We start from the raw sequence: 14946 nt of genomic DNA on the forward strand, positions 1-14946 counted from the left end.
GGGCTCACAGGCCTTCGAAGAATTGGTCCACCCGCTGCTGCTGCAGCGCGGCCAGGGTCGGCGGGTTCCAGCGAGGCTGTTTGTCCTTGTCGATGATCAGGGCGCGCACGCCTTCGATGATGTCGCCATGCTGGAACCACTGGCGGTCCAGGTGCAGCTCCATGGCAAAGCAGTCTTCCAGCCCTAGCTGGCGACCGCGGCGCAACATCTCCAGAGTAACCGCCATGGCCAGCGGTGAGCGGCTTTCCAGCTGGTCGGCGGCGGCCACGGCCCAGGCATGGCTGTCGCCGATGCTGACCGCACGCAGTTGCTCGACGATGGCTTGCAGGGTGGGCAGGGAGAAGAAGTGATCGATGACTGGACGCAGTTTTTCCAGGGGGGCATCACTCAAAACCTGGGTGCCGAGCCTGGCCAGCAGGTTCTGCAGGTCCTTGAGCGGGTTGTCGCCAAAGCTCAGTTGCTCCAGGCCCTGGTCGAGGGCGGCAAGCTGGTCACTGGCCAGGTACCAGTCGGCCAGGCCACAGTAAAGGGCGTCGGCCGCCTGGATCTGGGTGCCGCTGACGCCCAGGTAAATCCCCAGCTCGCCGGGGATGCGCGACAGGAAGTAGCTGCCGCCGACATCGGGGAAGTAGCCGATGCCCACTTCGGGCATGCCCAGCCGGCTGCGCTCGGTGACCACGCGCAGGTCGCAGCCCTGGGCCAGGCCCATGCCGCCGCCGAGGGTGAAGCCGTCCATCAGTACCAACACGGGCTTGCGGTAGCGGTGGATGAGCAGGTCGAGGGCGTATTCCTCGACAAAGAAGGTTTCATGCAGCGTGTCGCCCGCTTTGAAACTGTCGTGCAGCGAGCGGATGTCACCACCGGCACAGAAGCCTTTGGGCCCCTCGCCGCGCAGCACCACGGCGCGCACGTGCGGGTCTTCGGCCCACTGATCCAGGTGCTGGCGCAGGCTACGAACCATGTTCAGGGTGAGGGCATTCAAGCCGGCGGGGCGGTTCAGGGTCAGGTGGCCAACCTGGTTGCGGACTTCGGCCAGTACAGGCTCGGTTGCCAAGGTTTGAGCGTGCGCAGTCATTGCGTTCTCCCTGCATTGTTATTGATTTTCCAAGTGAAGTCTGGAGTTCGCTGGAGGATCGCAGGATCCTGTCATGCGAATTTGCCCTGCACAATCGACAATTATGCAGGGGTATCGTGCATTTTTGCCGTGGGTGAGTCCTCTAGCAGGGCAATTCATTAACCTTATCGTAATGAACACACCGGCAGCTTGATTGATCCGCCGGGCAGCACAGCCCTAAGGTGATGTCCACGACAGCGAACCTGTGGAGTCACCATGACAATAACTCAGAATCCACCGCCGCAATGGTCGCGGCGGCGCGCCGAAAAGCAGCGCCGCCTCGATCGGGTCCGCCACCTTGCCGACGGCGTGGTGCTGCCCACCGAACGTATCGTCGAAGCCCTCGAACTGTTGCTGGCCCCCGGCGACCGGGTGGTGCTGGAAGGCAACAACCAAAAGCAGGCCGACTTCCTGTCGCGCTCGCTGGCCAAAGTCGACCCCGGGCGCCTGCACGACCTGCACATGATCATGCCCAGCGTCAGCCGCGCCGAGCACCTTGACCTGTTCGAACGCGGCATTGCCCGCAAGCTCGACTTTTCCTTCGCCGGCCCGCAGAGCCTGCGCATCGGCCAGTTGCTGGAAGAAGGCCTGCTCGAAGTCGGTGCCATCCACACCTATATCGAACTGTACTCGCGGCTGCTGGTCGACCTGATCCCCAATGTCACCCTGGTGGCCGGTTTCATGGCCGACCGTGACGGCAACCTGTACACCGGCCCCAGCACCGAAGATACCCCCGCATTGGTAGAGCCTGCTGCCTTCAGCGACGGCATCGTCATCGCCCAGGTCAACCAGCTGGTGGACCGCGTCGATGACTTGCCACGGGTCGACATACCGGCGTCCTGGGTCGACTTTGTGGTGGTGGCCGACCAGCCTTTCTACATCGAGCCGCTGTTTACCCGAGACCCGCGCCACATCAAGCCGGTGCATGTGCTCATGGCGATGATGGCCATACGCGGCATCTACGAAAAACACCAGGTGCAGTCGCTGAACCACGGCATCGGCTTCAATACCGCCGCCATCGAGCTGATCTTGCCCACCTACGGCGAGTCTCTGGGCCTGAAGGGCAAGATCTGCCGCAACTGGACGCTCAACCCTCACCCGACCCTGATCCCGGCCATCGAGACCGGCTGGGTGCAAAGCGTGCACTGCTTCGGCACCGAGCTGGGCATGGAGGATTACATCGCCCAGCGCCCGGACGTGTTCTTCACCGGCCGCGATGGTTCGCTGCGTTCCAACCGCATGATGTGCCAGCTGGCGGGGCAATACGCTGTCGACCTGTTCATCGGCGCCACTTTGCAAGTGGATGGCGATGGCCATTCCTCGACCGTGACCCGCGGCCGCCTGGCCGGTTTTGGCGGTGCGCCGAATATGGGCCACGACCCGCGTGGCCGGCGCCACGCGACCCCGGCCTGGCTCGACATGACCGTGCCGGAAACCCTGCTGGAGCGCGGCCGCAAGCTGGTGGTGCAAATGGTCGAAACCTACCAGGAAGGCGGCAAGCCCACCTTCGTGGAAACCCTCGATGCCGTGGAAGTCGCCAAGAAGGCCGGCATGCCGTTGGCGCCGGTGATGATCTACGGCGATGACGTCACCCACCTGCTGACCGAGGAGGGCATTGCCTACCTGTACAAGGCCCGCAGCCTGGAAGAACGCCAGCAGATGATCGCCGCGGTGGCAGGGGTTACCGCCATCGGCCTGCGCCACGATCCGAAAGACACCCTGCGCATGCGCCAGCAAGGCCTGATCGCCTTGCCCGAAGACTTGGGCATTCGCCGCACCGACGCCAGCCGCGAGCTGCTGGCCGCACGCAGCATTGCCGAGCTGGTCGAGTGGTCCGGCGGCCTCTACAACCCGCCTGCACGGTTCAGGAGCTGGTGATGAAAGCACTCGACTTGCAACCGTATGTGCAGCTTCGCGAGCATGCTCGCTCCCACAGGCTTGGCGCCGTCCTTGAGCCTTGTGCAGTCGCTGTGGGAGCGGGCAAGCCCGCGAAGAGGCCAGCCCAGGCAACCGAAATTCCCCTGGCCGACCACCTCGCCGACCTGGCCGTTGAAGCCCTGATCGACGAAGCCGACCTGTCCCCCAAACCCGGGCTGGTCGACCGCCGCAGCAACGGCGCCCACAAAGACATGACCCTGACCTTGATGCACGCTTCGGCCCTGGCCTTGTGGCCATGCCTGCGCAACATGGCCGAAGCCGCCCAGTCCATCGGCCAGGTTGGTCAACCTCTGCGCGCCGCACTGGGCCAGCTCGGCCGCGAAGGCGAGGCCGCGATGCTTGCCGCCACCCACGGGGTAAACACCCACCGCGGCGCCATCTGGGCACTGGGCCTGCTGGTGGCGTCCACGGCCCTCGATACCCAGGCAGACGCCTGCACGCTGGCCGCCCGTGCCGGGCGCATCGCGCTGTTCGACGACCCGGCCATGCCGCACCAGGACAGCCACGGCTCGCAGGTACGCCACCGCTACGGCACCGGCGGTGCCCGCGAACAGGCACAGCAAGGATTCCCCGCCGTGGTCGGGTACGGCCTGCCACAACTGCAACGTAGCCGCGCTGCCGGGGCCAGCGAGGCGCATGCCCGGCTTGATGCGTTACTGGCAATCATGGCCGTGCTCAGCGACACCTGCGTGCTCTGGCGCAGCGGCCCGGCCGGGCTGGCTGCCGTCCAGCAAGGTGCCCGCGCCGTACTTGCCGAGGGCGGCTGCGCCACCTTGGCCGGGCGCCGGCACCTGCGCGGGCTGGACCAGCAACTGCTGCACCTGAACGCCTCACCGGGCGGCGCCGCCGATTTGCTGGCCGCCTGCCTGTTCCTCGACAAAGCCGGGAGCCTGTGAAATGGAAACCCTGAATTTTCAATTCCCCGCCGCCGAACCTGGCCGTGGCCGCACGCTGGTGGGCTGCGTCAGCTCCGGCGACCTCGAGGTGCTGATCGAGCCCGGCACTGCCGGCAGCCTGCACATCCAGGTAATGACCTCGGTCAATGGCAGCGGTGCCCGCTGGGCGCAACTGTTCCAGCGCCTGTTCGAGGGCCGTGCCTGGCCGGCCGTGAACATCGACATCCACGATTTCGGCGCCACGCCAGGCGTGGTGCGCTTGCGCCTTGAGCAAGGCTTCGAGGAGATTGCCCATGACTGACACCGAACGTTTGCTGCGCAGCCGCAGCTTTGTCGAACTGGGCGCCCGACAGCGCGCCCGCGCCGTGCTCGACCCGGGCAGCTTCCGTGAACTGCTGGGCCCGTTCGATCGGCTGATGTCGCCGTGGCTGCCGCGACAGGGCATCGTGCCTCAGGCCGATGATGGCGTGGTTATCGCCAAAGGCCGGCTGAACGGGCGCCATGCCGTAGTCGCTGCCATTGAAGGTGGCTTCCAGGGGGGCAGCATGGGCGAGGTGGGTGGTGCAAAAATCGCCGGCGCCTTGGAGCTGGCCATCGAAGACACTCGCAACGGTACTCCCACCTGCGCTGTGTTGCTGCTGGAAACCGGTGGCGTTCGCCTGCAAGAGGCCAACCTGGGCCTGGCGGCGATTGCCGAGATCCAGGCGGCGATTGTCGAGCTGCGGGCCTTGCAGCCGGTGATCGGCCTGATCGCAGGTTCGGTAGGTTGCTTTGGCGGCATGTCCATCGCCGCAGGCCTGTGCAGCCACCTGCTGGTGACCCGCGAAGCGCGTCTGGGCCTCAACGGCCCGCAGGTGATCGAGCAGGAAGCCGGCATCGGCGAATACGATGCCAAGGACCGCCCCTTCATCTGGAGCCTGACGGGTGGCGAGCAACGCTACGCCAGCGGGTTGGTGGACGGCTATGTGGCCGATGATATCGATGCACTGCGCGATCGCTTGTTGCAACTGCTCGACGCACCCTCCAAAGACCGCGTCAGCCAGCACGCCTGGTTCCTCGACCGGCTGGCCCGGCTGGGCGAAAACTGCCCACAACTGGATGCCGCCGCCGTGCGCGCCCTTTATCAAGGAGAAGCCTAATGAACCGTGCCTTGAACTGGCTGCCGGGCCTGGCCGGCGGGCAAGCCTTGCCGGGCTACCCTGCGTCGCTGCGGGTGATCGACGGCGAACTGGACAACCGCCTGGCGCGCTTCATCGCCGTGGTACCCGATGCCGACAACCTATTCCCCCGTGCCCGCTCGGGCGAGGTCGGCCTGCTGGAAGGTTGGGGCCTGGCCAAGGCGGTGAGCGAGGCGGTGGAAGCTGACCGCGATGGCCAGAAGCGGGCCATTGTCGCGGTGGTCGACGTGCCCAGCCAGGCCTACGGCCGCCGCGAGGAGGCGTTGGGCATTCACCAGGCACTGGCCGGTGCCGTGCAGGCCTACGCCCAGGCGCGGTTGGCCGGGCACCCGGTAATCGGTCTGCTGGTCGGCAAGGCCATGTCCGGTGCCTTTCTTGCCCACGGTTACCAGGCCCAGCGCCTGATCGCCCTGGACGATGCCGGGGTCATGGTGCATGCCATGGGCAAGGCGGCTGCGGCGCGGATTACCCTGCGAAGCGTCGAGCAACTTGAGGCTCTGGCCGCCGAAGTGCCCCCCATGGCCTACGACCTGGCCAGCTACGCCTCGCTGGGCCTGCTGTGGCGCCGCCTGACAGTGGACAACGCCGAGGCACCGAGCCGCGCCGACATTGCCCAGGTGCGTGCCTGCCTGGCAGAAGCGGTGCACGATATTGGCAGCTCGACCGACCTGTCGTCACGGCTGGCGGGGGAAAACCGCAGCGCTTCGCGCCTGGTACGCGAACAGCTGCGCCGCCAGTGGCAGGGCGCTTGAGATGAGCGCGCCAAGGCCGCACGACCTGCTGTGGGGGATGCCCGTGTCGGGCTTGCCCGCCGATGCGCCGCAGTGGGCGCAGGACGTGCTGGCAAGCGGCCGGCCGGTGGTGGTGCGCCGCGCCACCTGTGAGGATGGCTGGGTGGCGGTTGGGGTGCGTGGTGTGGGCCGGGCACAGCGGTTGGGTGTGTTGATGCGCCTGGCCGATATCCAGCGTCGGCAAGGCCCCGAAGTGCTGCGTGTGAACGTACAAAGCCCATGGCCTGCGCTACAGGCACTGGCCTCGGTCGCCCCGGTATTGCAGGCCAGCGGGCTGGAATGGGGGCCGACGGGCGGGGTGGGGTATCAGATTGCGACCGGCGTTGAAGTGGTACACGCCGACAGTGACCTGGACCTGCTGCTGCGTACCCCGCAACCACTGGCCCGCGCTCAGGCGCGGGAGCTGCAGGATATCCTCGACTGCGCGCCGTGCCGTATCGATGTGCAACTGGAAACCCCGGCAGGCGCCATTGCCTTGCGCGAATGGGCCGGTTTTGCCCGCCGCGTGCTGCTCAAGTCGCCGCATGGCCCGCGCTTGGTCAGCGAGCCTTGGGCAGTGATGGAGCGTGCCGCATGAGCAGCCTGTTCGCCTTCCCTGGCCAGGGGGCTCAGCAGGTGGGGATGCTGCAGCATCTGCCAGAGGGCGCCGGGCAGCTGCTGGAGGAGGCCAGCGATACCCTGGGCGAAGCTGCGCAGGCGCTGGACAGCCCGCAAGCGCTGCAGTCTACCCGGGCGGTTCAGCTGTGCCTGCTGCTGAGTGGCGTGGCCTGGGCACGTTGGCTGATGCAGCGCAGCCCTGCGCCGGATTATGTGGCGGGCTTGTCGATTGGCGCTTATCCCGCAGCTGTCACGGCGGGCGCCCTGGGTTTTGCCGATGCCGTGCGCCTGGTCGCCCTGCGTGGCCGGTTGATGCAGTGTGCCTATCCGCAAGGCTACGGCATGACGGCACTCAATGGCATGGACTTGGCCACTGTCGAGCGTTTGCTGGTGGATGCCGGCGGTGAGGTGCATGTCGCAAACCTCAACAGTGAAAACCAGATTGTCATCGCCGGTAGCGATTCGGCGATGGCTGCGGTCGCAGCCCGTGCGCGTCGTCTTGGCCAAGGCGTCGCCCGGCGCCTTGCGGTCAGCGTGCCTTCGCATTGCCCGCTGCTTGATGGCCCGGCAGCGGAACTGGCCAGTGCCTTCGCCTCGGTCGAGTTGCACCGCCCACGCATCACCTACCTCAGCGGCAGCAGCGCGCGCCCGGTGTTCGACCCGCAGCGCCTGCGCGACGACCTGGCGGGCAACATGGCAAGGGTGGTCGACTGGCGTGCCACGTTGCGCAACGCCTTTGAGCGTGGCGTGCGACTGCACCTGGAAATACCGCCCGGCAGCGTGCTCAGCGGGCTGGCCCGGGCCGTGTTCGAACAGGGCAGGGTAGTGGCCGTGGAAGGCACCCGTTGGGACACCCTGGATGCGCTGCTGCGCCAGGAGGTGGCTGACCGGCGATGATGGCTGGCTAACGCAATCCCTGTGGGAGCGGCCTTGCGTCGCGATTGGGCCGCAGAGCGGCCCCGGCAATTCTGAAGTGAAGCGAAGATCCTTGGGGGCGCTGCGCACCCCTGTCGCGACACAAGGCCGCTCCCACAAAGACCGCGAACGCCGCATAAGTGTGTGTTTACGAAGAACAACAACAAGCAACTTCGACACAACCTGAGGACAACAACAATGATCATCTATGGTGTGGCTCTGCTGGCGGTCTGCACGCTTGCTGGCGTTATCGTCGGCGACTTCCTGGGCGTGCTGCTGGGCGTCAAATCCAATGTGGGCGGGGTTGGCATCGCCATGATCCTGCTGATCTGCGCACGGCTGTACATGCACCGCAAGGGCGGCATGAGCAAGGAATGCGAGTTCGGTGTCGGCTTCTGGGGTGCCATGTACATCCCGGTAGTGGTGGCCATGGCGGCCCAGCAGAACGTGGTCACCGCCCTGCACGGCGGGCCGGTGGCGTTGCTGGCGGCAGTGGGCGCGGTGCTGGTGTGCGGCGCGACCATCGCCTTGATCAGCCGCAGCCACCGCGGCGAGCCTTTGCCCGCGCTTGAACCCGCCCCTGAAACCCGCGCGCAGGTTACCCCTGCAGGAGGTCGTTGAACATGTGGCCGATTATTGAAAATGCCTTGGAGCACAACGGCCTGGTCACCGCCTTTGCTGCGGTGGGCGCAATCATGTGGTTGTCGGTTGTGCTGTCGAAATACCTCACCTTCGGCCGGGTGCACGGCTCGGCTATCGCCATCGTCATCGGCCTGGTGCTGGCCTGGGTCGGTGGCACCGTGACGGGCGGGCAAAAAGGCCTGGCCGACATGGCGCTGTTCTCCGGCATCGGCCTGATGGGCGGGGCCATGCTGCGTGACTTCGCCATTGTTGCGACGGCCTTCGAGGTGCAGGCCACCGAAGCGCGCAAAGCCGGGATGATTGGCTTGGTGGCGCTGCTGCTGGGCACGGTGCTGCCATTCATTGTTGGCGCGGCAGTCGCCTACGCCTTCGGCTACCGCGATGCGGTGAGCATGACCACCATCGGCGCCGGTGCCGTGACCTATATCGTCGGCCCGGTGACCGGGGCGGCGCTGGGTGCCAGCTCGGACGTGATGGCTTTGTCGATTGCCACCGGGCTGATCAAGGCGATCCTGGTGATGGTGTTCACCCCGGTGTCGGCGCGCCTGCTGGCGCTCGACAACCCGCGCTCGGCGATGGTGTTCGGCGGGTTGGCCGGAACCGTGTCGGGGGTGACGGCCGGGCTGGCGGCGACGGACCGGCGGCTGGTGCCGTATGGCGCATTGACCGCCACCTTCCATACCGGGTTGGGGTGCCTGATGGGGCCGTCGATTCTGTATTTCTGCGTACGTGGTCTGGTCGGCTGACGTCGTACCCTCCTTTCTGTGGGAGCGGGCGTGCCCGCGAAGCAGGCGACGCGGTGCATGGCACCGGCTTCGCCGGTGTTCGTGGCCACGGCCGCTCCCACAGTGATTGCATCGCCTTCAAGTCATGCAATCCGTTGCCCCCAAATCGGGGAAAACCGCCGGGGGATCCTCCCCAATTTGTTTCGATTGATCGTGCAAACCACTGATAAATAATAAAAATATCCTTCTGGCATACACCTTGCTCCACCCCTCCACAGAGTTCCCGTGCCCCGGAGGTGTAGCATGTCGACGCCACGCAAAGGCCCCCTTCTGTCATCACTCGTTCTGGCCCTGTTAGGCTGGGAAGCGACCAGCGAGGCGGCCGTGCAGTGCCAGCGCACCTTGGTCGCCAACGTGGTGGCACTGGACCAGCCACTGATGTTCAACCGCCTTGGCGCACAAAACGCCAACGGCATGATGTTCGCCCTGCGCGAAGATGTGGTGGACGACAAACAGGTCCCCCTCAGCAAGGGTGGCGCCGCAGTGCCGGGCAAGGTCACCCTGCGCCCCGACAAGCGCCCGCGGCCGATTGTGCTGCGGGTAGCAGCCGGTGACTGCCTCACCGTCAACCTGACCAACCTGCTGGCTTACCAGGCCAACCCCAACAAGCACGGCATCGAGGCCGAAGAGCCCGAGGGTGAGGAGGAGGGGCCGGAGGTTGAAAACCAAGGCGGTGAAGGCGTTGTAGCCGACGAACAGGTCGCCGAGCGCATGGTCGGCTTCCAGGTCAACGGCATGCAGGCGGTCAACAGTATCGCCGACATCTCCGCCTATACCGGGCGCAACGGCAATTTCTTCGCCAGCCCCGGCAGCACCCGCAGCTATACCTTGTATGCCGAGCGCGAAGGGGCATTTGCCGCTACCAGCAAGGCCGCCACGTTCGGCGGCGAAGGCACGGCAGGCAATGTTGCCAATGGCCTGTTCGGTCAGGTGGTGGTGGTACCCAAGTTGGGCCGCACCTACCGCAACACCCTCACCGAAGAAGAAATGCGCCTGGCCACGACCGGCCGCACTGCCACCGGCCAGCCAGTGATCGACTATGAAGCCCGCTACCCCCAGGCAGAGCCTTGGATCACCGAGGGCAAGGCTGGCAAACCGATCATTGCCATGGTTAATGGCAACGAGATCATCAACAGCGAAACCGATGCCATCGTCATGGGCCCCAACCCTGACGGCAGCTTCCCCAAGTCGACCTACCCACTGGAAAGCATCGGCAAGCGCAACCCGGCGTTGCCCAACCGGCTGGAGGCGTTCCGTGATTTCGCCTCGCAGTTCGCCGACGAGGTCGCCGGTACCCAGGCGTTCCCCGGCTACTGGGCTGACCCGGTGATGGGCCATGTGCTGGAGCCGACACGCGATTCATTCATGATCAACTACGGTTCCGGTGGCATGGGTGCCGAAGTGGTTGCCAACCGCCTGGGGGTAGGCCCGATGCACGACTGCCTGTCGTGCGCTTACGAAGAGTTCTTCCTGAGCGCTCACACCGTCGGTGACATCGGCACCCTGGTGGATGTGCCGGCCAACGTCGGCCTGGAGCACATCCGCCCGGGTGAAGTCCCCCCGGCCAGCGCTGTCGGGGTCAAGGCCAGCATGGCCCTTTATCCCTCAGAGCCGGCCAACGTGCACCATAGCTATATCGGTGACTTCACCAAGTTCCGCAACACCCACAACGGCCACGAACAGCACATCTTCCACTTGCATGGCCACCAGTGGCTATTCAACCCCAATGACGACAATTCCGACTATATCGATGCCCAGGGTATCGGCGCTGGCGTCGGCTACACCTACGAAATCGCCAATGGCGGATCGGGGAACCGCAACCGGGTGGCCGGTGATGCCATCTACCATTGCCACTTCTACCCGCACTTCGCCCAAGGCATGTGGGCCATGTGGCGCGTACACGACGTGTTCGAAGAAGGCACCCGCCTTGAGGTGAGCGGGCAGGGCGAGAACGGCTTCCACAGCACGCCGTTCGCCCTGCGCAGCGGCAAGCCGGCCGTGGGGGCCCGTGCGCTGCCAGACGGCGAGATCATCGCCGGCACGCCGATTCCGGCCATCGTACCGTTGCCCGGCAAGGCCATGGCGCCGATGCCCGGCAAGGTCGTGGTCGTGCCGAAGCTCTCTGAAGCGCTGGTTGCCGCCACCGAGGATGACGACACCGAAGAAGAGGGCGATGACGACCACGCCAGCCAGGGGGCTGTACGCAAGGCCGTGGGCTCGCTGGCGCTGGTCGACCGTACCGAGGCCAACCGCAACGCCGACGGCACCCTGAAAAACCCAGGCTACCCGTTCTGGATCGGCGGCATTGAAAGCAGCGTCGGCAACCGCCCGCCGACCCCGCCGCTGGACATGCTCGACCCAGCCCTGGCCCGGCAGTTGAAAGACAGCGGCAAAGCCCTGTGGGCCAACCTGGATGCGAACCAGGTCGATGGCTGGAACGGCGGCCTTGGCCGCCATGCACTGGACGGTGTATCCGCCGGTGGCGAAGCGCAAACCACCACCACCAAGCTGGACTTCACCAAGGTCGTGCACAAGGCCAAAGCCATCTATCTGCCAGAAGAGGGCACCGATGTCGAACAGGCGGCCATGCAATTCCACGCCATGGCCGAGCACCCCAGCTATGCCCTGATCCCTGGTAGCCAGCCGGTGCCCAAGGCGTTTCGCACCAATGGCGCCTTGCCGACTGCCGGCGCGCCGTTCTACGAACCGTGCATGGATGACCGCGGCAAGCGCCTCACTCAATCCTCCGGTGCGGGTGAGTTCGTTAGCGGCGAGAGCCTGACCGGCGTCAACTTCCGTGGCGCTTCCGCCTTTACCGCCGACCGTCCACGTATCTACAAAGGTGCCAACATCCAGTTCGATGCGGTGTACAACAAGGTCGGCTACCACTTCCCCCAGGCTCGCATCATCGCCTTGTGGGAAGACGCCTGGCCAGTGATCACCAAGCAGCGCCCGCCAGAGCCACTGGTGATGCGCATGAACACCTTCGACTGCACCATGTACCAGCACACCAACCTGATCCCGAACATCTACGAGATGGACGACTACCAGGTGCGCACCCCGACCGATGTGATCGGCCAGCACATCCACTTGCCGAAGTGGGACCTGACCGCTGCCGACGGCTCGGCCAATGGCTGGAACTATGAAGACGGCATTCTTTCGCCCGGCAGCGTGGTCGAGCGGGTGCAGGCTATTCGTGCATACAACGGCTGCACCGAGGGCGATAGCCGCGACGATACCGCTGCCTGTCCGAAAGCCAGACAGCATCCGTACTTCGGCCGCTTCGGCCGGGCTGACTGGCTGGGCGCACGCACGGCCATGCAGCGCTGGTTCGCAGACCCGCTGGTGAACGTGCATAACATCGACCGTGGCCTGGGCACCATCTTCACCCACGACCACCTTGGCCCATCGACCCACCAGCAACTGGGCCTGTATGCCACCGTGCTGGCCGAACCGGCCGGGTCCACCTGGTATCACGCCGAAACCGGCGAGCAGCTGTACAACCCTGCCACCCGCCAGGACGGAGGCCCGACGTCATGGCAGGCGGTAATCCAGACTGGCGACCACGATGGCGATGGCAAGAACGACAGCTACCGAGAGTTCTTCCTGGAATACAGCGACTTCCAGCATGCCTATGAAGCCGGGGTTTACGTAGGCGCAGGGCCGGACGGCGTGCCCAGTGCCCAGTCGTACCCGGCCACCGCCGACAGCTTCCGCTACGCAATCAACCCGCCAGTGCGCGGCAAGGCATCGAACCTGCTGGAGGCCATTGTCGAGGAACGTGGCGGTATCAACCCTGGCTGCCCAAGCCGGCCATGTCCGCAGGCGATCTCGGTGGATGACCCTGGCATGTTCGTCGTCAACTATCGCAACGAGCCGCTGGCCCTGCGCGTGTTCGACCCGAACAAGGTTGGCCCGGACGGCAAGCGTGGCATGCAGGCCGACGGCCTGGCCGGCGACCTCAGCTATGCCATGCAAACCCGCACCGACCGCGCCATCCCGGCGATGAACCTGTCACCCTCGGCGATAACTTCGGCCGTGGGTCCTACCGGCGGCACCACGCTGTTCCCGCCGCACATCAACAAGGCTGGCGCCGAGCCGGGCGACCCTTTCACCCCGCTGCTGCGCACCTACTCCGGTGACAACGTGCGCCTGCGGATGCACGCCGGTGGCCATGAGGAGGAGCACAACGTCACCCTGCATGGCGTGAAGTGGCTGCAGAACGGCACAGGTTTCGGTAATAGCTCAAACTCGGGCTGGAAGTCGTCGCAGATGATTGGTATCTCCGAGCAGATGGGCTTTATGGCACCGGTGTCGATGATCTCCAGTTCCGCCGCCACCAACGGCGACTATCTGTACTCGCTGGACGCCGCCCTGGAAGGCTACTGGAACGGTATCTGGGGCATCATGCGCAACTACACCGCGCAGCGTCCCGACCTGTTCCCGCTGCCCAACAACCCGCAACCGGTGGCCATGCGCAACACCGTGAACTTTGACGGCATCTGCCCGAAAACCACGGCCAACCCCAACGGCATCGGCACCCGCACCACGGTCAAGCGCAACTACGAGATCGTTGCGGCGCTGGCCAATGACATTCTCGAAAACCGTAATGGCGTCAGCATCAATGACGTGGAGGGTATCGGCCAACATGTCGGTGGCGCGCTCAAGGCCAACGGCGGCACCTTGGTGTTCAATAGCCGTAGAACCGCCATCCCGCTGGTGAGTGGTATAGACCCCGAAGATGGGGAGCCCTTCACCATCGGTGGTCACAGTGCACCGCTGCATGACCCGACCGCGATCCTGTACGTGCGCAAGGCTGACCTCGACGCCACCACCGGCAAGCTCAAGGCGGGTGTGCCGGTAGAGCCTCTGGTGCTGCGCGCCAACGCCGGCGACTGCATCAGCATCACCCTGGAGAACCGCCTGCCGCTGGTGATGCCAGACCTGCCGAGCACGGCAGTGATGCACAACGTGGTCAAGCGTGACCGCTTCGACAGCGAAGGTGCCACAGCCTTTGCCAACAACCTGATGCGGCCGTCGAGCCACGTGGGCCTGCATGCGCAGTTGCTGGCTTACGACATCACCAAGTCCGACGGCGCCAACATAGGCCTGAACCCGGTGCAGACCGTACCGCCACGTGCTGGCACCAGTGGCGCCTACCCGACCAAGGTGTACCAGTACTACGCCGGCCACCTGGAGCGTGAAGGCAAACCCGTGTCGCAGCTAGGCCGCACAGTGGACAACATCAACACGACTGCCATCGAGTTCGGCGGCCTCAACCTGACCCCGTCAGACTTCATCAAACAGCCGCAGAAAGGCCTGGTGGGTGCCATGAGCATTCTGCCGCAAACCGCCACCTGGACCGAGGACGCCGCTTCACGTGCCCAGGCCACGGTGAAGGTCAGCGGCCAGCCGGACTACCGCGACTTCGTCACCGTGTGGCAGCGCGCACTGAACATGCGCTGGGCCGATGGTCGTCCGGTAGAAGGCATCAATACCGAAGGCAACGGTGCTGCCGGTGACCCGCAAGACAACGGCAACATGGCGGTCAACTACAAGACCGAACCCTTGTGGCTGCGCTTCGGCATGGCGCCCGATTCGCCGTTCGGCCGTGCCAATGGCCTGGGTTTTGGTGATGTACCCAACGCCCATATGGCCTACGCCAACGCCCTGGTGGGTGGCGACCCGCAGACCCCGGTGCTGTACGCCAAGCCTGGGCAACCGGTGCGCAACCATATCGTGATGCCCAGTGGCGGCAGCCGCGGCATGGTCTACCAGCTGGACGGGCACCTGTGGCCATTGCACAACTACCAGGCCGAGAAAAGTGACCTGGACGGCTACCCGATGAGCCTGCCAGGCATTGGTTCGGTGCGTTTCGGCTACAACCCGATGGCCATGTACATCGGCGCCCAGGAGAGCGTACTGCCGGCGGCGCACTTCAGCTTCATGCTACCCAGTGCCGGCGGTGCCAACGCGGTGGCGGGTGACTACCTGTTCCGCGACTACGCCGCCTACGGCAACCTGTCCGGGTTGTGGGGGATTTTGCGGGTGACCAACGAAGCGCCGCCGGCAACGGCCCCGGCGCAGTGA

11 protein-coding genes are annotated in these 14946 nt (G+C 65.3%); 10 read left to right on the forward strand and 1 reads right to left on the reverse strand.

Translation table 11 applies throughout. The annotated features are described in order from the left end of the window. Positions 1 to 4 precede the first annotated feature (4 nt). On the reverse strand, positions 5 to 1075 hold the full coding sequence (locus J3A71_RS14515; protein ID WP_096426142.1) for an enoyl-CoA hydratase/isomerase family protein: 1071 nt from the start codon (positions 1073 to 1075) through the stop codon (positions 5 to 7). A gap of 255 nt (positions 1076 to 1330) precedes the next feature. On the opposite strand from J3A71_RS14515, the gene mdcA reads away from it, so the two are divergent. The 10 genes from mdcA (at position 1331) to mnxG (ending at position 14946) form a co-directional block, all read left to right on the forward strand. Continuing rightward, a complete protein-coding gene (gene mdcA / locus J3A71_RS14520) occupies positions 1331 to 2992 on the forward strand; it encodes a malonate decarboxylase subunit alpha (RefSeq protein ID WP_096426141.1) in 1662 nt (553 codons plus the stop codon). Next, positions 2992 to 3948: a triphosphoribosyl-dephospho-CoA synthase gene (locus J3A71_RS14525; RefSeq protein ID WP_096426140.1), complete on the forward strand. Its 957-nt coding sequence runs from the start codon at positions 2992 to 2994 to the stop codon at positions 3946 to 3948. Before mdcA ends, J3A71_RS14525 begins: the two co-directional genes overlap by 1 nt. A gap of 1 nt (position 3949) precedes the next feature. Continuing rightward, a complete protein-coding gene (locus tag J3A71_RS14530) occupies positions 3950 to 4249 on the forward strand; it encodes a malonate decarboxylase subunit delta (protein ID WP_095115243.1) in 300 nt (99 codons plus the stop codon). Next, positions 4242 to 5087, forward strand: a complete 846-nt coding sequence (locus J3A71_RS14535; RefSeq protein WP_016487361.1) for a biotin-independent malonate decarboxylase subunit beta — start codon at positions 4242 to 4244, stop codon at positions 5085 to 5087. The genes J3A71_RS14530 and J3A71_RS14535 overlap by 8 nt, the downstream gene beginning before the upstream one ends. Further along, positions 5087 to 5878, forward strand: a complete 792-nt coding sequence (gene mdcE, locus J3A71_RS14540; protein WP_096426139.1) for a biotin-independent malonate decarboxylase subunit gamma — start codon at positions 5087 to 5089, stop codon at positions 5876 to 5878. The genes J3A71_RS14535 and mdcE overlap by 1 nt, the downstream gene beginning before the upstream one ends. A 1-nt stretch (position 5879) precedes the next feature. Continuing rightward, entirely contained in the window at positions 5880 to 6494 is a 615-nt protein-coding gene (locus J3A71_RS14545) for a malonate decarboxylase holo-ACP synthase (RefSeq protein WP_024717553.1), read from the forward strand. After that, positions 6491 to 7411 carry a malonate decarboxylase subunit epsilon gene (gene mdcH / locus J3A71_RS14550; RefSeq protein ID WP_016487358.1) on the forward strand — a complete coding sequence of 307 codons (921 nt, stop codon included), beginning with the start codon at positions 6491 to 6493 and terminating at the stop codon, positions 7409 to 7411. The genes J3A71_RS14545 and mdcH overlap by 4 nt, the downstream gene beginning before the upstream one ends. Before the next feature lie 216 nt (positions 7412 to 7627). Beyond that, a complete protein-coding gene (gene madL, locus J3A71_RS14555) occupies positions 7628 to 8050 on the forward strand; it encodes a malonate transporter subunit MadL (RefSeq protein WP_102667897.1) in 423 nt (140 codons plus the stop codon). Positions 8051 to 8052: 2 nt separating this feature from the next. Next, the gene (madM, locus tag J3A71_RS14560) at positions 8053 to 8817 is read left to right on the forward strand and encodes a malonate transporter subunit MadM (protein ID WP_016487356.1); all 765 of its coding nucleotides are present in this window, start codon (positions 8053 to 8055) and stop codon (positions 8815 to 8817) included. A gap of 282 nt (positions 8818 to 9099) precedes the next feature. Then, complete coding sequence (gene mnxG / locus J3A71_RS14565) at positions 9100 to 14946, forward strand: manganese-oxidizing multicopper oxidase MnxG (protein WP_070087008.1); 5847 nt, start codon at positions 9100 to 9102, stop codon at positions 14944 to 14946.

This window comes from Pseudomonas sp. PvP089 (assembly GCF_017875165.1).
Taxonomy (GTDB): domain Bacteria; phylum Pseudomonadota; class Gammaproteobacteria; order Pseudomonadales; family Pseudomonadaceae; genus Aquipseudomonas; species Aquipseudomonas fortuita.